Origin of the sequence: Phascolarctobacterium succinatutens, assembly GCF_958453765.1 — a bacterium.
GTDB lineage: Bacteria > Bacillota > Negativicutes > Acidaminococcales > Acidaminococcaceae > Phascolarctobacterium_A > Phascolarctobacterium_A succinatutens_B.
The window spans coordinates 48,881-72,263 of sequence record NZ_CAUDZA010000003.1; the positions used below are offsets into that span (position 1 = coordinate 48,881).

At 42.5% G+C, this 23,383-nt stretch carries 18 protein-coding genes, 7 tRNA genes and 1 pseudogene; 6 read left to right on the forward strand and 20 right to left on the reverse strand.

Annotated elements, in window-relative coordinates; translation table 11 throughout:
* Positions 1-148: 148 nt before the first annotated feature.
* Complete coding sequence (locus tag Q7Q81_RS02470) at positions 149-448, forward strand: helix-turn-helix domain-containing protein (RefSeq protein WP_304273491.1); 300 nt, start codon at positions 149-151, stop codon at positions 446-448.
* A gap of 92 nt (positions 449-540) precedes the next feature.
* On the opposite strand, the gene Q7Q81_RS02475 is transcribed toward Q7Q81_RS02470, so the two are convergent.
* Entirely contained in the window at positions 541-2,106 is a 1,566-nt protein-coding gene (locus tag Q7Q81_RS02475) for a restriction endonuclease (protein WP_304273493.1), read from the reverse strand.
* A gap of 76 nt (positions 2,107-2,182) precedes the next feature.
* On the opposite strand from Q7Q81_RS02475, the pseudogene Q7Q81_RS11030 reads away from it, so the two are divergent.
* Positions 2,183-3,169 (forward strand): annotated as a pseudogene (locus Q7Q81_RS11030) (recombinase family protein); the annotation flags it as partial.
* A gap of 457 nt (positions 3,170-3,626) precedes the next feature.
* Here Q7Q81_RS11030 and Q7Q81_RS02490 read toward each other — a convergent pair.
* The 11 genes from Q7Q81_RS02490 to Q7Q81_RS02540 all read right to left on the reverse strand — a co-directional run bounded on the left by Q7Q81_RS02490 (position 3,627) and on the right by Q7Q81_RS02540 (position 11,399).
* Positions 3,627-3,715: transfer RNA gene (locus tag Q7Q81_RS02490), tRNA-Leu, on the reverse strand.
* Positions 3,716-3,751: 36 nt separating this feature from the next.
* A tRNA-Cys gene (locus Q7Q81_RS02495) sits at positions 3,752-3,825 on the reverse strand.
* A gap of 8 nt (positions 3,826-3,833) precedes the next feature.
* Positions 3,834-3,908: transfer RNA gene (locus Q7Q81_RS02500), tRNA-Gly, on the reverse strand.
* A gap of 4 nt (positions 3,909-3,912) precedes the next feature.
* A tRNA-Phe gene (locus tag Q7Q81_RS02505) sits at positions 3,913-3,988 on the reverse strand.
* A 5-nt stretch (positions 3,989-3,993) separates the two neighbouring features.
* Positions 3,994-4,070 (reverse strand) — tRNA-Asp (locus tag Q7Q81_RS02510).
* A gap of 53 nt (positions 4,071-4,123) precedes the next feature.
* On the reverse strand, positions 4,124-4,816 hold the full coding sequence (locus tag Q7Q81_RS02515) for a hypothetical protein (RefSeq protein ID WP_304273498.1): 693 nt from the start codon (positions 4,814-4,816) through the stop codon (positions 4,124-4,126).
* Between the two features lies 1 nt (position 4,817).
* Entirely contained in the window at positions 4,818-5,708 is an 891-nt protein-coding gene (locus Q7Q81_RS02520; protein ID WP_304273499.1) for an amidohydrolase family protein, read from the reverse strand.
* Positions 5,709-5,741: 33 nt separating this feature from the next.
* Positions 5,742-7,052: a uracil-xanthine permease family protein gene (locus Q7Q81_RS02525; RefSeq protein ID WP_304273500.1), complete on the reverse strand. Its 1,311-nt coding sequence runs from the start codon at positions 7,050-7,052 to the stop codon at positions 5,742-5,744.
* Positions 7,052-7,639 carry a xanthine phosphoribosyltransferase gene (locus Q7Q81_RS02530; RefSeq protein WP_021719273.1) on the reverse strand — a complete coding sequence of 196 codons (588 nt, stop codon included), beginning with the start codon at positions 7,637-7,639 and terminating at the stop codon, positions 7,052-7,054. Before Q7Q81_RS02530 ends, Q7Q81_RS02525 begins: the two co-directional genes overlap by 1 nt.
* Before the next feature lie 143 nt (positions 7,640-7,782).
* A complete protein-coding gene (locus Q7Q81_RS02535) occupies positions 7,783-10,236 on the reverse strand; it encodes an AAA family ATPase (protein WP_304273501.1) in 2,454 nt (817 codons plus the stop codon).
* Positions 10,233-11,399, reverse strand: a complete 1,167-nt coding sequence (locus Q7Q81_RS02540; protein ID WP_304273502.1) for an exonuclease SbcCD subunit D — start codon at positions 11,397-11,399, stop codon at positions 10,233-10,235. Before Q7Q81_RS02540 ends, Q7Q81_RS02535 begins: the two co-directional genes overlap by 4 nt.
* A gap of 231 nt (positions 11,400-11,630) precedes the next feature.
* On the opposite strand from Q7Q81_RS02540, the gene Q7Q81_RS02545 reads away from it, so the two are divergent.
* Together Q7Q81_RS02545 and Q7Q81_RS02550 are read left to right on the forward strand one after the other, a co-directional pair.
* Positions 11,631-11,704 (forward strand) — tRNA-Gln (locus Q7Q81_RS02545).
* A 3-nt stretch (positions 11,705-11,707) separates the two neighbouring features.
* Positions 11,708-11,782, forward strand: a tRNA-Glu gene (locus Q7Q81_RS02550).
* On the opposite strand, the gene Q7Q81_RS11035 is transcribed toward Q7Q81_RS02550, so the two are convergent.
* The 4 genes from Q7Q81_RS11035 to Q7Q81_RS02565 all read right to left on the reverse strand — a co-directional run bounded on the left by Q7Q81_RS11035 (position 11,742) and on the right by Q7Q81_RS02565 (position 15,595).
* Positions 11,742-12,914: a recombinase family protein gene (locus tag Q7Q81_RS11035; protein ID WP_368502103.1), complete on the reverse strand. Its 1,173-nt coding sequence runs from the start codon at positions 12,912-12,914 to the stop codon at positions 11,742-11,744. The two genes, Q7Q81_RS02550 and Q7Q81_RS11035, sit on opposite strands and share 41 nt — an antisense overlap.
* A 344-nt stretch (positions 12,915-13,258) precedes the next feature.
* Complete coding sequence (locus tag Q7Q81_RS02555; RefSeq protein ID WP_304273503.1) at positions 13,259-14,500, reverse strand: sodium:solute symporter family transporter; 1,242 nt, start codon at positions 14,498-14,500, stop codon at positions 13,259-13,261.
* Positions 14,501-14,518: 18 nt separating this feature from the next.
* Positions 14,519-14,749 (reverse strand): hypothetical protein, encoded by a 231-nt coding sequence (locus Q7Q81_RS02560; RefSeq protein ID WP_304273504.1) that lies wholly within the window; start codon positions 14,747-14,749, stop codon positions 14,519-14,521.
* 33 nt (positions 14,750-14,782) lie between these two features.
* Positions 14,783-15,595, reverse strand: coding sequence for a carbon-nitrogen hydrolase family protein (locus tag Q7Q81_RS02565; protein WP_293808772.1), 813 nt, complete (start codon positions 15,593-15,595; stop codon positions 14,783-14,785).
* Between the two features lie 574 nt (positions 15,596-16,169).
* Between Q7Q81_RS02565 and Q7Q81_RS02570 the strand changes: the two genes are divergently transcribed.
* Together Q7Q81_RS02570 and Q7Q81_RS02575 are read left to right on the forward strand one after the other, a co-directional pair.
* Complete coding sequence (locus Q7Q81_RS02570; RefSeq protein ID WP_304273505.1) at positions 16,170-17,843, forward strand: histidine kinase; 1,674 nt, start codon at positions 16,170-16,172, stop codon at positions 17,841-17,843.
* A complete protein-coding gene (locus tag Q7Q81_RS02575) occupies positions 17,836-18,564 on the forward strand; it encodes a LytR/AlgR family response regulator transcription factor (RefSeq protein ID WP_303710848.1) in 729 nt (242 codons plus the stop codon). The genes Q7Q81_RS02570 and Q7Q81_RS02575 overlap by 8 nt, the downstream gene beginning before the upstream one ends.
* Positions 18,565-19,036: 472 nt before the next feature.
* On the opposite strand, the gene Q7Q81_RS02580 is transcribed toward Q7Q81_RS02575, so the two are convergent.
* From Q7Q81_RS02580 to Q7Q81_RS02595, 4 genes are all read right to left on the reverse strand, one after another.
* The gene (locus tag Q7Q81_RS02580; RefSeq protein WP_304273506.1) at positions 19,037-19,666 is read right to left on the reverse strand and encodes a hypothetical protein; all 630 of its coding nucleotides are present in this window, start codon (positions 19,664-19,666) and stop codon (positions 19,037-19,039) included.
* A 238-nt stretch (positions 19,667-19,904) separates the two neighbouring features.
* Positions 19,905-21,338: an aspartate ammonia-lyase gene (locus Q7Q81_RS02585; RefSeq protein WP_304273507.1), complete on the reverse strand. Its 1,434-nt coding sequence runs from the start codon at positions 21,336-21,338 to the stop codon at positions 19,905-19,907.
* 183 nt (positions 21,339-21,521) lie between these two features.
* Positions 21,522-22,094 (reverse strand): carbonic anhydrase, encoded by a 573-nt coding sequence (locus tag Q7Q81_RS02590; protein ID WP_304273508.1) that lies wholly within the window; start codon positions 22,092-22,094, stop codon positions 21,522-21,524.
* Positions 22,095-22,130: 36 nt separating this feature from the next.
* Positions 22,131-23,165 carry an alcohol dehydrogenase gene (locus tag Q7Q81_RS02595; RefSeq protein ID WP_304273509.1) on the reverse strand — a complete coding sequence of 345 codons (1,035 nt, stop codon included), beginning with the start codon at positions 23,163-23,165 and terminating at the stop codon, positions 22,131-22,133.
* Positions 23,166-23,383 lie beyond the last annotated feature (218 nt).

The following is a 23,383-nucleotide window of genomic DNA, read 5'->3' on the forward strand; positions in this document are numbered from 1 at the left end:
GCATGATGCGTCCTCCTTCCATGAGGTCCGCGTCTTCAAATCACATTTTTATTGTAGCAGAATCTTGTGTCATAAATTTGCGCTATTTGTAAATTTTAATTGATTTTGTTTGCATTTAGTGTTATTATTGTGTCAACAGAAGGAGGTGGTGAAGACGCTGATCGGAGATAGATTAAAGCGTCTGCGTCAGAAAAATCACATGACCCAGCCAGAGGTCAGCCGAATGACCGGTATACAGACACCATTATATCAACGATATGAAACGGGCAAGGTACTCAATATACCATATGATAAAATAGAGACTTTAGCCAAAATCTTCGGCGTATCGCCTGCGTACATCGTGGGTTGGGGTCCAGATGAGGCCCCCGAAATCGTTAATAGCTTTAATAAACTAAGCGTAAAAAATCAGCAAGCAGTACTGCAGTTAGTACGTGCTCTTGCAGAGTAAACTGAACTTGACTTTTCACCTAAAAAAGCAGTAACAACTTTACTTTTAGAAGTCAAGCTGTTACTGCTTTTTGTGTACAAAAGTCAAGCAAGCTATTCGCCTAGCCATCTTTTAGCTCGGCGAAAACCTTTTTCTTCTGCTTCTGCAACAGTCATAGCATAACATTCGCCTTTGCCGCTGATTTTAACTTTATCGTATTGCTGGTCAAATGGCAGATGATAAATCTTTTCGCCGGTACTTCTATTGATATTGCATTTAATGATTGGGTAATCGCCAAGGATCTTATTTTCTGCAACACTTATATTGAGTGATGAAGCAAACTCTGCAGCTGTTTCGGATAATGTCGTTGAGGTTACAAACACCGGCGCTATTGTCCGTTTTTCTAAAGCAGTAAAGAAATCATAGAATGTTGCCCTTGGATGCTGTTCGAGAAAATATTTTAAGGTTGTACCAAATAGCTGGTTGATATGGTTTTCGTGTATCGTCTTTTTCTTAGACCAATATTTACATTGAACAACTAAGGTTTTTCCGTCCCTATGGCAAAGCAGGTCGCGTCCTCTGTCTTCAAATCCGTCTACTATACCTCGATACTCTACAGCGTATCCTTGGGTTTCGTATTGATAGCCGACGTATCTTTCATAGTCACGTCCAATTTCAGCATTAGTTTTAACACGTTTTTTATATCGCTCTAAAGCTAACTGATATTTTTCCTGACTCGTAAGCTGGGTAAATTCATCTTTGGAAAGCCAGAAGCTGGCAGCATCCTCGCTATTGTCAAAATCTGTATTACCAGTTTTATTCAGCTCTGAATCAAGATAATCGTCATCGACTTGCGCAAGCCAAGGGACAACTTGCTCATAATATTTGACGCGGTACTCTGCTTCTTTGAGCTTAATGTTTAACTCAGATTTTTCACGTCGTATTTCATTGACAATATTTGAAGCCTTTATCGCTGGTCGTTCTTTATAAAGCAAATATTCTTCCCTAATTTTATCTTTTTGATATTCTATGTCTGCAAAAAATTTTGCTAAAACAGGAATCTCTTTAACCTTGGTAAGCAGCGTAGCTTCCTTGTTGGCAAGTCGTGCTTCACATTCGGCTAACTGTTGCTTCTCTTGCTCTCGTTCCTGGGCAAGTCGTGCTTCACGTTCAGCTAACTGTTGCTTCTCTTGCTTCAAGTCATTCAATGCCAGATTAAACTCACTAATAACATTAGCTTTTGTACTGTTATAGTCACTAAATAAATTTGCTTTTTTATCTTTATATTCATTTATGATGTTATTTTTTAACTCATAATATTCCTTGACGACTTTTATTTTTTCTTGCTTCGATAGTTCTTCAGCCTCAGCTAATTTTTCTTGTAGATCATCATTATGTGATTTGAGTTCATTTATACTATTAGCATAATCTTGTAGATATTTTTTTCTCATTTCGCTAACATCTGCAATTCTTGCAAACTCTTTTTCTATATTATCATTAGCTAGTTTTAGTCGTTCTGTAATTTTCTTCTCATCTGACAATTCATTAAACAAATCATCTACTTCTTTTCTCCATCTAAGTATTTCTAAATCTTTATTTTTAGCTACATTTTTATAGTAGTATGCTGTTGCGATAGCTATAACAGCTACTGCTAATAAAATTATTAATGTATCACCCATATTTTACACCTCAATAATTTTAAAAGGAGATGACTCTATGCAAAGAGCAGTTATCTACGCGCGCTTCTCTTCCGACATGCAGCGTGAAGAGAGCATCGACGCGCAGCTGCGCGCCTGCAAAGCGTATGCAAAAAACAAAGGTTATATCGTCGTCGACACGTACGCCGACGAAGCTAAAAGCGGGCGCGAAATAACAAAGCGCGACGCTTACAACAAGATGATGGCCGATGCTATGGAAGACAAATTCGACGTAATAATCTTCCATAAGATTGACCGCAATTCCAGAAACGAGCTAAATTATTTTACATTCAAAGATAAACTCGAACGTCTGGGCATAAGCTATGAATATGCTGCCCAACCCATTGATACTGTTTCTCCTGAAGGCCAGGTAATGGAAACTATTATGGTTGGTATGTCTGCCTATTATTCCCGCAACCTCGCAAAAGAAACAAAGAAGGGATTGAACGAAAACGCCTATAAGGCACTCTTTAACGGCGGTTGTCCACCTCTTGGGTATAAGATTGTGGATAAAAAATATGTTATTGATGAAAGTGAAGCTGCTGCTGTGCGCCTTATTTTTGAGCTATACCTTGCAGGCAAAGGTTATGCTGAAATCTGCCGTGAGTTGGATAGCAAAGGCTTCACCACTAAAAGCGGCAAGCCGTTCGGTAAAAACAGTCTGTATGATATTCTCGGCAATGAGAAATATATAGGCACATATACATTCAACAAAATTCCGAAAGGTAAAGGGAAACGTAATATGCACTCTCAAAAAAGGCCAGATGATTATATCTCTATCGAAGATGCCCTGCCAGCAATTATCAGCAAAGAAGACTTCTTCATCGTACAAGCAAAACGCGAACGCAACCGCTGCCACGCCGCCAAATATACAGCCAAACATGATTACCTGCTTTCCGGTAAAGTATTCTGCGGCGAGTGTGGAAGTGCTATGGTTGGCCATCGTGTGCGCCAGCGTTATTATTATTATGGCTGCACGCGCAAAGAACAGACTCCTACTTCAAAGTGTCAGCAACGCATGATACGTGCCGAAGTATTAGAGCACTGGGTAATGCAGATATTAGAGCGCGTTGTCTTTACTGTGTCCGGTATGCGCAGGATAGCCGATGCCATCGCCAAAGGCTACCAAGAAGAAGAATCCCGACATGCTGCAGAACAAGAAGCTCTTGCAAAACGTAAAGCCGCTGCCGAAAAGAAATTGAACAATATCTATAAAATTTTTGAAGAAGGCGAAGCAGACGAGTTTGACCGCCAACGGCTGAACCAGATTAAGGTGGAGCTGAGAGAAATCAATAAATCTATTTGTGAAGTTTCTGTGAAATCCGTAGAAAGTCTGGATAATAAAAAAATAGTCGCCTTTTTGACGACTATTAAAAGTGAAATTTTTGTGAAGAACAATATGGACTACGCCAAACGTGCGATAGACCTCCTCGTAACTAATGTAACTGTTACTGGAACTGTGATAAAAGTTACACTCTCTACACAAAATGTTTGCGCATATCTGGTGCCGCGGACCGGAATCGAACCGGTACGGGTATCACTACCCGAGGGATTTTAAGTCCCTTGCGTCTGCCAGTTCCGCCACCGCGGCAGACATAACTAATTAACACCTTTTAAGAAATAAAAATGGAGGCGACACCCAGAATCGAACTGGGGATAAAGGTTTTGCAGACCTCTGCCTTACCGCTTGGCTATGTCGCCTTAAAAGGTGGAGCGGAAAACGAGATTCGAACTCGCGACCCCCTCCTTGGCAAGGAGGTGCTCTACCACTGAGCTATTTCCGCAATATGGTGCCTCAGCACAGAATCGAACTGTGGACACAAGGATTTTCAGTCCTTTGCTCTACCAACTGAGCTACCGAGGCATGATTGGCGACCCGGATGGGACTCGAACCCACGACCTCCGCCGTGACAGGGCGGCATTCTAACCAACTGAACCACCGGGCCAATCAACTACGAATTATATTATACAGGCTTGACCTTGTTTTGTCAACAGCTTTTTATACTTTTTTTAAATTTTCCAATGTAGCCATTAAATTTGCTTCCATATGCACCTGCAACGCCTGCAGCTTATCCTCTGCCGGCACGTTGCCCAGCACGTCAAAAGCGTCTGTGGTCAATGGCAGATGATTCTTGCGCATTTCCGCAAACAGCTCATCACGGAAAATATTATAGGAAAAGTATATCTGATTGCCATGCTTAAAATCAGTATAATCCAAAAAGATAAAGGAACCATTGATATAAGGCAAGGGATTATCGGGCGTAATATACAGCTCATAATCGCCTACCTGAGCAGGCAGCGAGCGCCAGTAGTCCCACTGCTCAAAATGCAGCGCTTTCGCTTCATACGGCAGCGTATGCACGGTTTTCTTGTCCATGCTGGCCAGAATATCCGGCAGGCTCTTGCCCATCATGTCGGCAAAGTGCTCGCGGTCACGGCAAAAGAAACGCACATCACGAAACGTGTGCAAGCCAACGGTTTTTACCGGCACATAGTCAAAGGTTTCTTTTGTATAAGTCAAATCAAGACGACAGTGCGACGCTTCGTGCACATAGGCTGCAATATTCAAAATCTGTCCGTCGATGCCGGAGCCCGGCACAAGGGTATAATCACCTATAGCAGCAGGCAGATTGCGCACAAAGTCCCAATCTTTAAGTCCTGCCTCTATTTCTTTGATATCAGGCTGTCCCATCTCAACCTCCGCACTTTTCCAGCAGCTTGCCGATTTTACTGTAAATCCTTACTGCATTGTTATAAAATACATCCTCGTGATAGCATTCGGGAACAACGTGGCTGATCATCCAGATATACAGGGGAATATTTACAAGCGGCCAATCACTGCCATACATGATTTTTTCGTAATTACCAAGATAATTCAGCCAGGTATGCAGCTGGCGCAAAAAGCCACGCTGTCTTTCGAGCAGCATCAGCGGTTTAGGATTGCCCTCCACCAGACCGGAAAGGTCAATACATACGTTGGCATTCTTGCAGGCCACCTCCGCCGCATCGGCGAACCATGGGCAACCACAGTGCGCTATAACAAAGGTAACATCAGGAAACTCCACTGCTGCTTCATCAACAGTCAGCGGATGCGAATATTTCAAAAGACCGCTGGGCCAGGCTGTATCGCCTGTGTGAATTGCAACAGGCACATTATAAGCACGCGCCAGTTCAAACAGCGGCCAATGCCTTTTATCGTTGACATAGACAGCATTATACCCGGGATAGAGCTTAATGCCCAGACAATGCGGGTCCTTAATGAAGCGTTCAAATTCCTGCGCTGTTTTTTCCGCATTTGCTTCGGTTATAGCCTCGCTGTTTACACCCATGCAATAGCCAATGTTCTGCGGCTGATTGTAATGCTCCTCGTCAAAAGGCGCTGCAAGGTCAATCATGCGCGGTGTAACACCACCGTATTTCGAAGACGTATAATTAGTGTTGCCCATAGCTACGGAAAAAACGATATTGTTTTCTTCGCATATTTTCTGCCAGCAGGTCGCTGTATTTTCATAACCTGCATTGGCTGCAACCTGCACAAAACCATCAACATTGTAATAATGCATATGGGCATCAATAATCTTCATTTGTAACCCCTCTTTATTTTAAAACACGTATCGCTATTCTTCTTCCTCTTTAGGCAGAATGATATTTAACACCATAGCCACGATAAAAACTACAGCTACACAGTTTTCTGCAAAAACATTCTTAATCAGATCCGGGAAAATCTTAAAAATTGCCGGTGTCTGAGTAAAGCCAATGCCGATGCTGAGTGCCAGAGAAGCAATCGTTACATTACGGGAATTGTAGCCGCAGTTGGCAATCATCTGCACGCCGCTGACTACGATAGAACCGAACATCATCAAGGTGCAACCGCCCAAAACAGCCTCCGGCAGAGATGCCAGCAGTACGCCAAGCGCCGGGAACAGGCCTGCCATAATCATAATAACAGCGCCTGTCATGATAGCAAAACGGTTAACAACCTTCGTCATAGCAATCAGGCCTACGTTCTGGCTGAAGGAGGTGATAGGCAAGCAACCGAAAACAGAAGACAAGCTGCTTACCAGACCATCACAGACAATGGAGCCGGAAATTTCTTTTTCCTTAACATCACGGCGCAGACCGATAGCAGTCATGGCGGAGGTATCACCAATGGTTTCGGTAGCGGAAACCAGGAATATCAAAAAGAATGCAAAAATTGCATCAGGATGGAATTCCATGGTAAAAGGCATCAGCTGAGGAATAGCAATCAGCTTAACCTCAGCGAGCTTGCTCATGTTTACCATGCCCATAAAATAAGCAACTACATAGCCGACAATCAAACCAAAAAGCACGGAAAGCTGCTTGTAAAAGGATTTGGCGAAAATATTGTAGGCAATGCAGCTTACCAAAGTAATCGTGCCTACAATAATATAAGGAGCATCACCGAAGTTCGGGTTACCGAAGCCGCCGCCGAAGGAGTTAGCACCTACCGCCAGCAAAGAGAAACCGATAGAGGTAACAACGGTAGCAGCAACAATCGGCGGAATCAGACGGCGCCAATATTTTGCGCCCAGACCTAAAAAGCCTTCCAGCAAGCCGCCAACCAGCACCGCACCCATAACGCCGCCGTAACCGTACTTAGCACCGATAACGCAGGCGATAGATACGAAAGTAAAACTAATGCCCATAACGATAGGCAACCCGCTGCCCACGCGCCATATTGGATAAAGTTGAATCAGCGTACCGATGCCTGCTACCAGCATTGCCGACTGCACCAGAGCACCGCTCTGCTCTACCGGCATTTTTACCACACCGGCTACAATCAGAATCGGAGCGATATTCGCTACGAACATCGCCAGAATATGCTGCAGGCCGAAGGGAATCGCTATGCTTACAGATATTTTTCCGTCTAAGTCGTATATCGTATCACTATATTGTTTTTCGCTCATTACGCTTCCTCATGTCTGAACACTACTGTGTTGGTTTTTGCATCCATCTTATCAATAATAGCTAAGGAATGCAGGTTGTAGCCGGCTTTGCGCAGCTTGTCGCCGCCGCCCTGGAAGCCTTTTTCTACAGCAACGCCAACGCCTTCAACAGTAGCGCCGGACTGACGTACAATATCGATAAGTCCTTCCAATGCACAACCGTTAGCCAGAAAGTCATCAATAATCAGCACATGGTCTGTTTTGGACAGGAATCTTTTGGAAACAACAACGTCGTTTGTTTTGCTATGGGTATAGGAATAAATTTGAGTGAAGTAAACATCCTTATCCATATTGCTGCCGCTGGATTTCTTGGCAAACACTACCGGAACGCCAAAATACATTGCCGCAACGCAGGCAATACCGATACCAGAGGCTTCAATAGTCAGGATTTTAGTAATATTCCTGTCTGCAAACAAGCGCTTTAATTCTTTACCAAGCTCCGCAACAAACGGCACATCAATCTGATGATTTAAAAAGCTGTCAACCTTCAGGACATTACCGCTTTTGATAACACCGTCATTAACAATTTTTTCTTCCAATAATTTCATCGTCAAGCCCTCCATAAATTGTTTTTTTAACTGCTGCTACGAACATGTCAGCAATAAATTTGCTTTTTAAGTATAAAGATTATTTTATCACACTGACAATCTATGGTAAAGTGATTTTCTGTTTCCGTAGAGATATTTTTACCTTAATCTACCACCAGTGCGACTTCGCTGCCTGTCCCCTGTTGGCCGCGTTTTTTCCTGACGAGAATTTTTTTGTCAATCATTTCCTGCAAATCATGTACATGTGAAATTATGCCTACAAGGCGATGGCCTTCACTGAGGCCCTGCAGCGTAGCAATAGCCTGCTGCAGACTGCTGTCATCCAGCGAGCCGAAGCCTTCGTCGACAAACATCGTATCCAGCTGAATGCCACCTGCGCAGGACTGCACCTCATCCGCCAGCCCCAGCGCCAACGCCAGCGATGCCATGAAGGATTCGCCGCCGCTTAAGGTTTTGACGCTGCGCAAATTACCGCTGTAGTAATCCTTGACCTCCAAATCGAGGCCTGTTTTGCTGTTGCCCGTCTTGCTGTCCGCATCCTGCATTTTATCACGGCACAGCTCGTACTGGCCGCGGCTCATGTGCAACAGCCTTACATTGGCACGCTGCAGAATTTTATCGAAGTAGTGCATCTGCACATAGGTTTCCAGATTAACGCGTTTTTTGCCAGTCAAGGTTCCGTTCAGCGTGGCGGAAAGGCTGTTGATCAAGCTGTACTCAGCTTCGCAGGCTGCCCTGCGCGCTTCGTAGCCGCTGACCTCCTGCTTAATACGCTGATTGTTTTTGATGGCGGCATACAATCGCTTATCCTGCAGCTCCAGCTCACGCTGCTGCGCCAACAGCTTTTCATGCTCCTGCTGCAGCTCCTGTTCATCCACATCCGTCAGCAGCTCATTCTGCTCGGCAAGCTGCTTTTTCAGCTCCTGCAGCTGCCCTTCGGCACCTGCCATCTGCTGCCTTAAGTTTTGTGCCGCAGTCTCCGCTTGCTTGTCGGCAGCCTTCTGCTGCTCCAAAGTTTTCGCCAGCTTACGGTATTGCTCCACCTTTTCCTGCAAGAAGCCCATCTTCAGACGCAGGGACGTAATCTTATTATTAACATCCTTTAGTTCTGCCTGCGCTCTTTCGGCAATCAGCTTCAAATCATCACAGCCAAGCAGCTCCACGCCCTTGCCTAGCAGCAAGGTTTTGTCCAGCTCCAGATGTTCCTTTAAAGCCTTGCCTTCACCTATAAGACCATCCCTTATCTTCTGAGCAGCCTCAGCTTTAGCGCGCGCCTGCTCAACATCATTTTCGGTAGGTGCGTCCTGCGCCAGCTGCACAGGCTGCGGATGCTCGCAGGAACCGCAAACCGGGCAGGGCTTGCCGGGCTTCAGCTTATCGTGTGCCAAAAGTCCCGCCTGCGCGCCCAAAAATCTGTCAAAGCAAGCGTCGCTCAGCTCATTAAGATGATTGAAATTATCGCAGGCCTGCTTATACTCCTGACGCTTCTGCAGAAGTGCAACCTCCTGCCTTTGGTAACGCTGCTGCATATCCTGCAGTTGCAGCAGCTCTCTTTGCCGTGCAGCCAGCTGCTGCCTTTCTGTTTGCAGTTGTGCCAGCTCCACCTCGCCCTTTTGCGCTTCGCTGACCTCTGCCTCAAGCTTTTGCAGAGCTTCCTGTCTTTGCACTGCTGCAGCTGCTTCCTGCTCCAGTTGCTTTTGCATGCCTGCTATTCTGGCTTCTGTCGTCTGCATATACTTTTCAAGCTGCTGCTTTTTATCAATAGCTCCCAAACTGTCCTGCAGCGCAGTCAGATTTTTCATCACAATAGCCGCCGCTGCCGCCACCTGCTGCTGTTCCTTTTCGTCAAGAGCAATAATTGTGTCAACCAAGGCCAGTACTTCTTCAACACAGCCTTCATAGTGACGCAAAGCAAAGCTCTGCAGCTTTTCCGTATAAGCAGAATAAATGCAGCTGATGCCGTTCAGCGCCTGCTCGCTTCGGCGCTGCTGCTCGATAAATTCATTACGCTTAGCCGCAGCATCCTGCTTCAGCTTATCCTGCAGCTGTTGGAAGAAGTATGTATGAAATAAATCACGGAAGATTTTACTGCGCTCATCCGTATTAGTATCCAAAAATTTGCGGAACTGTCCCTGAGCAATCATCGTAATCTGCGTAAACTGCTTGTGATTAAGCCCCAAAAGCTCCACAATGCTCTTGTCTACATCAGACATTCTCGTTACCGGTACGCGTCCATCCGGATAGTACAGCTCGGCGCCGGCCTTTTCCTTTGTCATACCGCCGCCACGCTTCGACGGACGGCGATACTCAGGATTGCGTCTTACCCTGTAACACTTGTCGCGGAAGGAAAACTCCAGCTCCACAAACGTCGGCGTATCGGCATCCGCATATTGGCTGCGCAGCATGTTGGCATCACGCACACCGCCACTCGTCTGTCCGTACAGGGCATAGGAAACAGCATCGAAAATTACGGTTTTGCCGGCACCGGTATCACCGGTAATCAGATACAACCCCTGCTCTCCGAGCTTGGAAAAATCTATAACGGTTTGCCCAGCATACGGACCAAACGCACTCATAACCAGCTTCAGCGGTCTCATAATACGTCACCTCCCATTTCCGACAGCAGATTCGTCAGATACTGCTTCTGCTCCTCGCTCAGCTCCTGATTGTTCTGCAGGCGATAAAAATCATCAATAAGCTCCAACGGTGTTTTCTCTACCAAATCTTCCGTTATTTCCAATTCTGCATTCGCCTGCGTGCGCTTATTGTCATAATCAAGCTGCAGCAAATTCTTATATACAGTCTGCAGGCGTTGCATAGCATTAGTTACATCGTTTTCATCCGTAAGCGACAGATAATAAAAATCCTGCAGGAAGCCATTTTCATCCATCGGAAACATGGCATAATTCGGTCTTGTCATTAAATTCTCAAAGGTATCCTTTAAATAGCGCACCTCACGCAACGGCGTCAGCGGCAGCTGCGTAACCTTCATATTGCCTTTTTCGGCAAGCTCCACCAGCGTCACGGATTTTTGCTGCTGCCATTCGCTGAAGGAATACTTCAGCGGTGTACCGCAATAGCGGATGCGCTCATTACCGCCGACATTCTGCGGATTATGGATGTGTCCCAAGGCCACATAATCAAAAGCAGCAAAAACCTCTGCACCGATATTATCCAGACCACCCACATTAACAGCCTCGCTGCCTGCGGTAACAGCGCCGGTAACAAACTGATGCGCAACAAGCACATTGCGCTCGTCCTGTGCCAACTGCAGCTGCGACACAGCATATTTCACCGCATCATGGTAGCCTGTAATCTCTGCTACATCCTCCTCAGGTGCCCAATGCTTCACAACAGCAGGCTTCAAAAATGGCAGCAGGAAAATATTCACCCTGCCGAATTCGTCCTCCAGCACAAGCTTCTGCTCCTCACCGCTGTAGCTGCCCGCAAAATGAATGCCGCTGCCGCTCATCAGCTGCGCGCCGAACGCCAGGCGCTCCGCCGAATCATGGTTGCCGCTGATGATGCACACAGGCACCTTCAGTTCCGCCAACTGATTCAGAAAATCATCAAACAAAACGACAGCTTCTGCCGGCGGCACAGGTTTATCGTAAATATCTCCGGCAAGCAGTACGCAATCAGGCTGCTTGGCGCAAATCATCTGTACAATACGTTGTAAAATATATTTTTGGTCCTCATAAAGAGAAAATTCATTGAGTTTTTTTCCTAAATGCAGATCCGACAAATGTAAAAGCTTCATGCTATCACTCCCTGTCACGAATATTTATTCACTGTTATTTAATCGTTGTATTATCTTGATTTTATCATGTTAAAGCATATGCGTCAATCTATAATTCAAACAAACGTTGCCGGTCCTCTAAAACTTTTTCTAAAAAAATTCTACTTTTTTCAAAAAAAGCACTTGACCAACTGCTATCTATCTGCTATAATCGTTATTGTTCTGATGAGCGTGCTCAAAAAGAACTGCTACTCCGGGATGGTGTAATGGTAGCACAAGTGACTCTGGATCATTCGGTCTGGGTTCGAGTCCTAGTCCCGGAGCCAAATGGCGCTATGGTCAAGCGGCTAAGACGTCGCCCTCTCAAGGCGAAATCAAGGGTTCGATTCCCTTTAGCGCTACCACGAAAGGCAAAACGCTGAGATTCAACTGAATTTCAGCGTTTTTATTATTTACAATTACTTTTACATCCAAGGAGTCAAAAAACTTCTTCAGGAAAGCGTCAGAAACCCCTACTTCAGTAATGAACGAATCAATGAAAGCTTCCAGAATATCTTGATTGATAGCAGAATAGTCATTCTTGTTCAACTCAATAAGTTCTGCCTCCATCATATCTAAAGTTTTCTTAGCTTCTTTATAAGCGTTTAATACCATATCATCTGTTCCATCATACAAGGCAAGAAGGTTCTTAGCCTTGTTTTTTTGTACCCCAATTTTTTGACGCAGTTCATCCGCACGAACTTTCTCCTCTCTATTCTCAGACTGATTTAAAAATTCCGCAATAATAGACTGCTTGTGAGCCTTTATGTAGTCAACAATAGCAAGATAAACAACATATTCTATTTTGTCTTTGCGCACCATAGAAACGTCACAATTACCATGTTTATTTTTTTGGTTGCTACAAGCATAATAAATGTATTTATTTCCTCTGGCTCCACTTCTAGTTCCAGACATAGCTGCTCCGCACTCGCAGAAAATACGGCCACTAAGCGCATATATTTCTTTCGCATTTGTTGCGCCATTACGACATCTAGCCATAATCTTTTCTACAGTCAAAAAATCCTTTTTTTCTATAATCGCAGGAAGAGCATCTTCAAATTCCATATAGTTGTCAGCCTTCTTTCTACTATTATGCTTGGTACTCTTGCCAAGTTCCAAGACACCTATATATTTGCGGTTACGCAATATATCATGTATAGCGCCTTTACTATAATCTCCACCACGCTTGGTTTTATAGCCATTTGCTTTTAACCAATCAACTATTTTTCCATAGCCTGCACCTTCAATCTTCATAGAAAAGATTTTTTTGACAGCTATAGCCTCATATTCATTAATAACATACGTTCCATCCGGCGCTATGTCATACCCCAAAGGAGAAATTCCTCCATTATGATTTTTCTGCAACAAATTCTCTTTTTTGCCACGTTTTACCTTGATAGATAAATTGCGAGAATAAAAGGCTGCTACAGCAACTTTAATACCCTCTGTAAGCTTGCCGTTAGCTGTCGATATATCTATACTTTTACATACACTCAAACCAAAAGATCTTATAACTAAATTTTCAATCCAGTGTTATTAAGTAGCTGCTTTGACGCTTATGACGTATAAATAACAGTTGCATTGAATAAAAGAAGAGAGCTCTGATACTCTTTAAAGACAAAAATGGCTGGAGCAATATGCCCCAGCCATTAACCCATACTAGCATAAACTAGATTAACCACAAAAATTATACTAATGCCTTTTCTAATTTTAGATTACAAAGAATCCATTGGTTAATACCATTTTTTCAATAGAATGTAAGAGATTACTACAGTAAGAACAGAAAGAGCTGCCCACACAGTTAACATTGAACTATGCCACAACATTTTGATAACCTCCTCTTATTTCTTAGCTAATTTAGCATCACGAATCGCTTGAGCTTTTTTAGTATCTTCTTTCCACATACTTGCCAAAACATACATTACAATAAAGCTAACTATAACACCCCAAGCACCAGCTGCCATTACAGAACGCTCAATATGAGCAATCAAATACAGATAGAAATATACACCTTCACCTACGATAGCACCAATAATAGCGGCCTTAGCATTTGCCAGTTTAGGCATAAACAGAGCAAAAATCAAAGGTGCCAGAGTAGCCGCGGATACGCCCGAAATACCAATCCAAACCATAACACCCATAAATGGAGGTGGATTAAATACCAGATAAAGAGAAAACGCTCCAATTAACGCTGGTAAAACCTTTGTCATGCGATAAGCTAATTTCTCAGCTTCATCTTGCTCCATAGGAATAATTCTATGCTTAACAAGAGTCTGCAAAAATAAATCATTACTAATACAAGTAGTAATAACAAGAATCAGACCGCACGCAGTAGACATCAATGCTGCCACAATCGCTACTGACAATATCGTACTAATAATCGGATGGAACAACTTTACATATTCTATAACAGCCATATCTGCTACTTTCAGGTTAGGATCAATAGCTCTCATATATAACCCGCCAAACATTACTAAGAGGCAGCAGAAAGATGCTACTATCCATGTCCAAATCATCTTGGACATATCCTTAGGATTCTTCAGTGCCATAATTTTGTTAAGCAACTGTGGTTGTCCGGCAAAAGCAAATTCAATAAACATAACACCAAATACTGCTGCATAGCTGTACATATGAAGAGAGTCAGGATTAAGCACTGTTACAAAGTTAGGATTTTGAGCAGCCAAAAGATCAGAAACTTCTGTTAACCCTCCTTTAAACATCATTATACCGGATATGAATACGAATACGCCTGCGAAAATCATGAGGCACATTTGACCGATACTAGTATAGATATCAGCAAACAGGCCACCAACAGTTACATACAAAACAGTAATAACGGTTACGCCAATAATAGCAGTAGTATAGTCAAGACCTTGAATCATACCAGACAACAAACTGCCACCTGCTGAAAATTGACCGGCAATGTAAAAAATTTGAATGATAAATACTATGGAACACAAACCACGTAACACATCGCTATCATAGCGTTTTGCCAACCAGTCGGCCATTGATATAGATTTAAGCTCTATATTAGTATTACGTACGCCCTTAGCTAACAGAATAAATCCCAGGGTTGATGCCATAAAAATAGCAAGAAAAATTCACAGGCCGGTAGCTCCCCAAGCATAACAGAAGCCAACATACCCCATAAACGTTGCTGCAGAGAAGAAGGATGCTGCAAAAGCAAGTCCTAAAGGAATTGGTCCCATAGATTCGCCGGCTACAGCAAAATCACTTAAACCCTTGATTTTTTTTGCTCCTAAGAAACCAACGTATACTACAAATAAAACATATAGTGCCAGTCCGCATATCATCCAGGTATTTAATGACATAATTACAGACCTCCTCTCTTAAATATAATCAAATTATACTTTTTCCCACTCAGATTTAACTAAAGCTTTGTTTAAATCACGCAGATATGGAACCGTCCTACGAGCTTCAGTACACTTATCAACGTCTATTTCCGCAACAAGTACCGCATCGCTATCTCTATCAGCTTCACACAGAACTTCGCCATTTGGAGCTATAATACGAGAATGACCACCTAAGAAAACTGTATTATCATCGACGCCTGCACGGTTAACAGCGACTACATAAATACCATTCTCTAATGCTCGAGCTTTAGATTGGATGTCCCATACATAATAACGTGCTCTACCAAAAGCAGACGGATAAGCAATAACATTAACACCTTTAAGTACCATCAAACGAGATAATTCTGGGAAGCCAATTTCATAACAAATTTGGTGCCCAATCTTCAAATCACCATATTCTACAGGAGCAGGAACTTCGCATCCATTTTGGAACCGCAGCTCCTCATTATCCCAAAGATGAACCTTGTCATATTTACCCATCAGACCATTTTCATTTACTGTCAAAGCGGTATCTGTAACAATACCTTTGTTTTTGGTAGTAGCTATAATGCAACCAGTAACAAGAATTTGGTATTTTTTAGCTTGTTCAATCATCCATTTAGTAGTACGACCAGAAGGAATATCTTCAGCTAATTCCACATCTTGTTTGGGAATCCAGTAGCCCGTATTAAAAAGTTCTGGAAATACCACCCATTTAGCACCTTGATTTACTGCTTCCTTCAGCAATTTTTCTGCTCTAGCGAGATTAGCATCAACATTTGCCAACTCACAATTCATTTGGATAGCTGCAACCTTAATTTTCATAAAAAATCCTCCTCCTTTACACTCGTAAATATATATCGTTTTTCGACATTTTTGTTCGCAAAAACCTGTGATAAATTCAGTTATATTACTTATTTGTATTATAGCATACAAAAATAACTGTATTTCATTTTAGAAGTAAGTTGCGGAAAATCCTGCCTAAGATACTGTAGGATAGTCATGAATTCATGTAACATATTTTTTCTATCTGCCATTCAACAAGATAACAAATATATCTCTAACATATTTTATAAAAACGATTTTTTATTGTTGCTGTAAATTAAAAATTTAGAGTGAATCAAATGTATATTTTTAAATATTGATACACAAATCATCACTTATAGAATTCCCTTGTTAGCAGCAACATTAGAATTTTATCATCATAGTCTTTTTGCCAAATATGCATTTAAATCTCTATTTTTTATAATCTTATCCCAGAAAGTTGCATTATAATTCTCTCACATGCATGTTAGAGATATTTTCCCGTATCTTGTTTTTTTTATTATTAATGAGAGATTTTTGTGTTAGAATAATAATATAGATTGTTGTTTATCTAACTACATTTAAGGAGTTTTCTATGCTTTGGTATAATGTTATAATTAATCTATGTGCAAGGCTATTCTTTGCTACTATCCTATTTTCTCTCCTTTGCCGTACATCAGTAATCAGGAACACAATCAACACCCTTGCAAAAAACAATCTAAGTAAACTAAAATTCATTGCAATCTTTGTAGCATTTTCCCTTGTAGATGCTTTTTTCGGAGCTCAACTAGTTACTCGCTGCATTAATAATCAGCTTGCCTTTGTTATGGTCTCAGGACTTATCGGCGGGCCAATCGTAGGTACAGCTACAGGTCTTATCAGCTCTATCCTTGCTTTTTTTCTTGTACCTTATGCTCCGTTTTCATATCACTATATATTGGTAATTTTAATCGGTCTTATTGCAGGCTTTTTTGCTACCTGGCTTCAGAAGCAACATGCCATTTATGCTGATGCCTCTATATTAGGTTTAATGTTCACTTTTTTCTACCTTGTCATTAATATATCATTAAACACTACTACGATGCCTAACAGTTATACTGTTGAAGATATCTTATTTCCTACTCTCTTTAGTTATTCTATAGGTGCTGGCGCATTTATGGGTATATTAGAAGATTTTTATAATCAACAAGAAAAAATAGAAGGAATCAGTGCCAAAACAGCGTTAAAAATCACTAATAATTCTATCTCTATTTTACAAGACGGCTTAAATACTACCAGTGCTTCAGAAACTGCTGATATTATTCTTCAGGAAGCAGAAACATTTGATTTTGTAGCTATTACATCGTTAGATGAGATATTAGGCTTTTCCTCCTACCGCACCGAAGCCCCCTTCGTCTCTTTTTTAGTAGATGACTTTCAAAATCTTTTCAAAACTTCTTTCAAGCAAGATGCGAAGAATCTAGATGTTATTCGCTCCTATATTAATGTTCCTATTTATAATGATAAACACCATGTCGGTTACTTCTGTGTCGGCCATATTCTAGACTCCGAAACTACTCCTTTTGAAACCACATTAGCTCATGGCCTTGGTACTATGATTACCAACCAAATCACTGTTCATAGCATTAAAGAAAAGGCGGGTCTATACGATAAGGCAGAAATTAAAGCTCTACAATCTCAAATTAATCCCCATTTTCTTTTCAATGCTTTGAGTACTATCAGTTTCTACTGTTCTCAACAACCTCAAACTGCTAAATCTCTTATCAATGATCTCGCTAGCTATTATAGGAACAATTTGACAGATGGAAATACCATGATTTCTATTCTAAACGAACTTCAGCATATCAATGCTTATATTCATTTAGAACAGGCACGCTTTGGTGACAGATTAAAAGTAGATTATGACATAAACATCGAAGAATCATTCCTAGTCCCAGCTCTCATACTACAACCTATTGTTGAAAACGCTATCCGTCATGGACTGTATCAAAAACTTGAGGGTGGACGAATTATTATTCGAATTGACAAGCAAAAAAATTCTTTCCGTATTGCCGTAATTGATGACGGGCTAGGTATGACATCAGATAGATTGAAACATATTTTTGACAACACGAAGCCTAAGAATTCAATAGGACTTACTAATGTAAACCAACGCTTAATTACTCTTTATGGTCCAAAAAACAAACTTAAAATCTATAGTAGCATGAATAATGGTACCATAGTTATTATGAAAATTCCTTTTCAAGAGGTGAGCGAAAACAATGATTAGAACTATAATTGTAGATGATGAATACCCAACTCGCCAAGAGCTAGCTACTATTCTAAGCAATATCAGTGATATTGAAATTGTAGCTCAATGTGCTATAGGTCAAGAACTCCTTGATTATCTTCAAAACAGTACTGTAGATATTGTTTTTCTCGATATCGAAATGCCTCAAATTAACGGCTTAGATATTGCGCGTATTATACGCACCACCATCCCTAACCCACCACAAATTGTTTTCTCTACTGGTTATGGTCAGTTCGCTGTCCAAGCTTTTGATTTGCAGGCCTTTGATTATGTTTTAAAACCATATACTCAGGAGCGCATCCTTATTACAATAATGCGATATAGAAATTTCAAAAAGCAAACTGATAATATTAAACATAAGGATAGTTTTAAACTTCCTATTTGGCATAACGATAAAATGATTCTGCTAAACCCGGAAACTGAGATAAGTCTTATACGAGCACAAGAACAAAAAATTATTGTTTCTACTAATAATGGTGAATTTGAAATCAATACCCCTTTAAAAGATTTAGAGCAAAAACTTAAGGAGCACGGCTTTCTTCGTACCCATAAATCATATATAGTTAACATTGGTAAAATCAGAGAGATAATTCCTTGGTTCAATGATACCTTTATACTCACTTTAGAAAACTGTGACTATAAAGAAATTCCTGTTTCACGCCATTATTTACCAGACTTCAAGAAATTCTTAAACATCTAACAAACTTCTAGATCTATCAACACTTATATTGTAGACCCAGGCCAATATCTACCTATGCATAAAAATGGCATTAGTCCATTATTTATTACTTGTGTTGACCTAGTGATTAAGGCCTGATACATTTTGTAATTTATATAATTCATTCTTATGCTCGACCTAGTTCAAATCTGTTGATCATCCTAGTACAACTTTTGTGGTCATAGGCAAAAATTCCCTGTATAACACAAAAAAAATAGCCTGGAAAAATCCAGGCAAATTGGAACAGAATGCATATGAACAAGGTATACATATTTAGGCATGCGCATTGGGGATGACCGCACGCTATGTACAATTTTATTATAGTGCATTTCTTCACTAACATCAAGTTTATATTATAAATTTATAATATAAACAATCTATATTCTTAGTTAGTTGTTTTATTGTTAACAAAATATGCATTTTTTAAGCAATAGCCATATTTTTACTACTAACATTACAATCTGCGCATAACAAATCCTTGCGTAGCATCATCCCACAAAAGCTCCAGCTGCAAATCCGTGAAATATCTTCTCTGCATGCCGAAGGTAGCTTCCGGAGGCATATATTCATATTGGCTGAGCAGAATAAAACGTCCGCTGCCATCCGTATTAATCTTGGTCACAATTTGCCGCCATTGGTCAATGGCATAGCCGTTTTTAGCCAAATCTTCCAAGGTTACATATGTCACCCATTGTCCGTTTTCCTTACCGATAAGCCAATAACCGCAGTTCTGCTCATGAGCACCGATAGTGGCATTTATTTCAAAAAATATATTTTCTGGATTGGCAGTAAAAACATCCCGCACCCTATAGCCAACCATTCCATTCTCCGCAGGAACAAAGGTCTTATAAACATCTTTGGTATTTTTGTTCATCAGCTGCAGAGTGCCGTCATCGGCAAGGAAGAATTGCACGCCTTCTTCCTCATCACTGATTGCCAGCTCTCTGCTGTTCATATAAAGAAATATTCCATCATCAGCAGTCAGGAATTCCGCTGCCCGAACCTTGGGAGCATCCGCAAGCAAGCACACGATGCAAAGTAAAAATAAGGCTAAGCAGGAAAACAATTTCTTAGCAATACACATATTCATCAACCTCCTAAATTAGATTCATCAATCCTGTCATTATAATTATAGCAACAAGAAGCTCTTTTTCCCCCACCCCAAAGCATGATTTCGGGTGGGACGGAAGAAATTTTCTTGTGCTAACAAGCAAATTTTCCAAAGCTCAAATTAAAACGCTGCAGCCTGCTCCCGTACTCAGGAGCATAGCTGCAGCTTTTGCTTTTATTCTATTGTTATAACAGAACTGCTCTCTTGTGCTTTACACCAGCTCTTCTCTGGACTCATGAATCTTCTTCAAAAGCTCCTTACCGGCAATACCCGGTCTTGTCATTTCCGCAGGAGCAAGGATAACATCCAAATCCTCTTTGCTCAGCACCTTGCGTTCAATGAGCAGGTCCTTAATGTTTCTGTTGGTTGCCAGCGCCTCCTTCGCCAAAACGGAGCAGGTTTCGTAGCCGATATGCGGCAGCAACGCCGTAACAATGCCCACGCTCTTATCCAGCCATTCCGCGCATTGGGCACGGTTAGCCTTAATTCCGTCTACGCAGCGGGTGCGCAGAGTATTAACGGCATTGGTCAGGAAACGCAAGGAATTGAAAATATTGTAGGCCATAACAGGCTCCATAACATTAAGCTGGAACTGGCCGTTTTCTACGCCGAAGGCCACAGCCAAATCGTTGGCAATTACCTGATAGCAGGTCTGATCCACTACCTCGGGGATAACGGGGTTTACCTTACCCGGCATGATGGAGGAACCGGGCTGACGTGGCGGCAGCGTAATTTCGCAGAAGCCTGCTCTCGGACCGGAGGCCATCAGACGCAGGTCATTGGAAATTTTAATCAGCGAAAGTGCCGATGTTTTCAAACTGGAGGATAAATCGGTGAAGATATCCGTGTTACTGGTAGCATCAACAAGATTGTCCGCGGTAGTGAAGCTCTCGCCGGTAACCAGTGTAAGCTGTTCGCAAACCTCTTTGATATATTCGGGATCGGCATTCAGGCCGGTGCCGACTGCTGTTGCACCCATATTCATGGTGTGCAGCAGTTCACAGCTACGGCGAATGTAGTTACTGCGTCTGCGCATGGAGGAAGCAAAGGCTTTGAACTCCAGGGCTAAGGTAATAGGCACAGCATCCTGCAGATGGGTACGGCCGATTTTCAGCACATCCTTGAATTCCTCGCCCTTCTTATCGAAGGAATCTGCCAGGTTTTCCAAGGCAATAATGAGCTGTTCAGCACGCATCAGAGCGCAGACACGGATGGACGTAGGAATAACGTCGTTCGTGGACTGCGACATATTAGCATGGTTGTTGGGGCTGATATAATTATAATCGCCGCGCGGACGACCAAGAATTTCCAAAGCACGGTTGCAGATTACTTCGTTCGTATTCATATTGAAGGATGTTCCTGCACCGCCCTGAATCGGATCTGTCGGGAACTGGTCGTTCAGCTTGCCGCTGATGATATCATCGCAGGCCTGAACCATAGCATTGCCGATTTTTTCATCCAAAAGACCGATTTTCATATTGGCCAAGGCCGCAGCCTTTTTTACCATGCCCAAGGCTTTGATAAAAAGCGGATCGGCAGTATAGCCTGTAATCTGGAAGTTTTCCATGGCACGCATGGTCTGTACACCATAATATGCATTATCAGGAATTTCTAATTCACCTAAAAAGTCGTGTTCTTTACGCATAATACATTTGCCTCCTTCTCCCAAAGCGTGTAAAAGCTGCTTTTAATCGAAATCTGTATTATGTATACATAATACATTCAAGCCACAATTCTGTCAAGCGCATTATTGTGAATTTTGAGAAATTAACTTACAAAAAGAACTGCCTCAAGACGATAAGCTCAAGGCAGCTCAAAATAATCTGCTTTAGATAAAATCTACCAGACCGTTCTCCAGATGATACATGGCACCGACAACGCGCAAGCCCTCCTGATGCTCAACCTTTTGAATCTCCAGGCTTGCTTCTATTTCCGCTTCACAGCTTTTGACATTCAGGCAGGCAGCCTTATACGGGTCGCACTCGTCGCCAATCGCTGCTTTAATTTTATCCGTAATAAATTTGATATAGCCCTCCGGATCATGATTGATTGCAGCATGCACCGCACCGCAATGCGTATGCCCCATAACAACAATCAACGGTGCGCCCAGATGACTGGCAGCGTATTCAATACTGCCCAGCTGATGCTCATCAATCACATTACCGGCAATACGGATAACAAACAGCTCGCCGATACCTGTCATAAAAATATTCTCCGGAATCACGCGGGAATCAGAGCAGGTAATAATAATCGCATACGGCTTCTGACCGTTAACCAAGGTATCTGTTCTCTTTGCCTGCGAAATGTCCTCGCTGTTGACCTTGGCATCAATATATCTGGTGTTGCCTGCTTTTAATTTTTCTAAGGCCTTTGCCGGTGTTGTTGTTATATGCTTAATCATAAAATCGCCCCTCTTAGAACATACTTTGCAAAAAAATCATTCGGTAATCGCTATCTTGATAACTCCGTCTAATCTGTTTTCGAAAATGCGGTAAGCTTCCTCGATATCCGCCAGCTTAAAACGATGCGTAATCAGCGGCGTGGTATTAATTTTGCCTTCTTCAATCAGGCGCAGAATCTCCGCACAGTCGCAGCCATCCACGCCACCGGTTTTGAAAATAAGGTTCTTGCCGTACATATCGGGCAAAGGCAGGCTCTGCGCTTCATCGTAGAGCGCCACAACCGTTACGATAGCATTCGGACGCGCGCATTTCCACGCGAGCTGGAAGGTGTCGCGACCGCCGGCAACCTCCAGAACAACGTCCGCACCGCCATGGTCGGAATGCTCCTTAACAAACGCTTCGCATTCCTCAGGCTCGCAAAGCAGTACATCGGGATAATGCTTTCTGACAAACTCCGCTCTGGCAGCATCCTTCTCGCAGATGATGATGCGCTTCGGCTGCTTCAGCATAACGCACAGCAGGGTGCAGATACCCGTCGGACCTGCACCGATAATCAGCACGGTATCCTCCTCGGTGATTTCCGAAATACGTGTTGCCCAAAAGCCGGTAGCAAGAATATCGCCTACAAAAAGCGCCTGTTCATCGGTAACGCTGTCGGGAATTTTGTTCAACCCCTGGTCAGCATAGGGCACGCGCACAAATTCCGCCTGTCCGCCGTCAATGCGGCAGCCAAGTGCCCAACCGCCATGAGGATCGGTGCAATTGTTGACAAAGCCCTTCTTGCAGAAGAAACATTCACCACAGAACGTTTCTACGTTTACCGTCACGCGGTCACCGGGCTTCACGGTTTTTACCTCAGCGCCGACCGCTTCCACCACGCCCACCATTTCATGGCCCACGGTAATTCCCGGCACAGCACGAGGTACCGAGCCATGCTTAATATGCAAATCACTGGTGCAGATGCTTCCCAAGGTTACGCGCACGAGAGCATCACGCGCAGAAACAAGCTGCGGCTTGGCCTTTTCCTGCAGAGCAAACTTACCGTGTTCAATATAAGTTAATGCTTTCATAAATTTGCAGGCCTTCTTTCTCTATTTTTTGCTTCACTGAAGCTCATATCGCTTCCCTCATTATATCATAATATTGACGCTGTGGATAATGACATAAGCAACATGTCACGCAATACTATCTTCGCTGTTAAATTCAAGAAGCTTTCTGAATAAAGAAATCACAACTTTTTCGCTGATAAAAACACCGGAATGTGTTAAAATATTAGTTAGATTTTTTA

Coding starts and splice junctions, on each gene's coding strand:
- Q7Q81_RS02475 (WP_304273493.1), bottom strand. CDS start 2,106: ATGGGTGATACATTAATAATTTTATTAGCAGTAGCTGTTATAGCTATC.
- Q7Q81_RS02515 (WP_304273498.1), bottom strand. CDS start 4,816: ATGGGACAGCCTGATATCAAAGAAATAGAGGCAGGACTTAAAGATTGG.
- Q7Q81_RS02520 (WP_304273499.1), bottom strand. CDS start 5,708: ATGAAGATTATTGATGCCCATATGCATTATTACAATGTTGATGGTTTT.
- Q7Q81_RS02525 (WP_304273500.1), bottom strand. CDS start 7,052: ATGAGCGAAAAACAATATAGTGATACGATATACGACTTAGACGGAAAA.
- Q7Q81_RS02530 (WP_021719273.1), bottom strand. CDS start 7,639: ATGAAATTATTGGAAGAAAAAATTGTTAATGACGGTGTTATCAAAAGC.
- Q7Q81_RS02535 (WP_304273501.1), bottom strand. CDS start 10,236: ATGAGACCGCTGAAGCTGGTTATGAGTGCGTTTGGTCCGTATGCTGGG.
- Q7Q81_RS02540 (WP_304273502.1), bottom strand. CDS start 11,399: ATGAAGCTTTTACATTTGTCGGATCTGCATTTAGGAAAAAAACTCAAT.
- Q7Q81_RS02555 (WP_304273503.1), bottom strand. CDS start 14,500: ATGGCATCAACCCTGGGATTTATTCTGTTAGCTAAGGGCGTACGTAAT.
- Q7Q81_RS02560 (WP_304273504.1), bottom strand. CDS start 14,749: ATGTCATTAAATACCTGGATGATATGCGGACTGGCACTATATGTTTTA.
- Q7Q81_RS02565 (WP_293808772.1), bottom strand. CDS start 15,595: ATGAAAATTAAGGTTGCAGCTATCCAAATGAATTGTGAGTTGGCAAAT.
- Q7Q81_RS02570 (WP_304273505.1), top strand. CDS start 16,170: ATGCTTTGGTATAATGTTATAATTAATCTATGTGCAAGGCTATTCTTT.
- Q7Q81_RS02575 (WP_303710848.1), top strand. CDS start 17,836: ATGATTAGAACTATAATTGTAGATGATGAATACCCAACTCGCCAAGAG.
- Q7Q81_RS02580 (WP_304273506.1), bottom strand. CDS start 19,666: ATGTGTATTGCTAAGAAATTGTTTTCCTGCTTAGCCTTATTTTTACTT.
- Q7Q81_RS02585 (WP_304273507.1), bottom strand. CDS start 21,338: ATGCGTAAAGAACACGACTTTTTAGGTGAATTAGAAATTCCTGATAAT.
- Q7Q81_RS02590 (WP_304273508.1), bottom strand. CDS start 22,094: ATGATTAAGCATATAACAACAACACCGGCAAAGGCCTTAGAAAAATTA.
- Q7Q81_RS02595 (WP_304273509.1), bottom strand. CDS start 23,165: ATGAAAGCATTAACTTATATTGAACACGGTAAGTTTGCTCTGCAGGAA.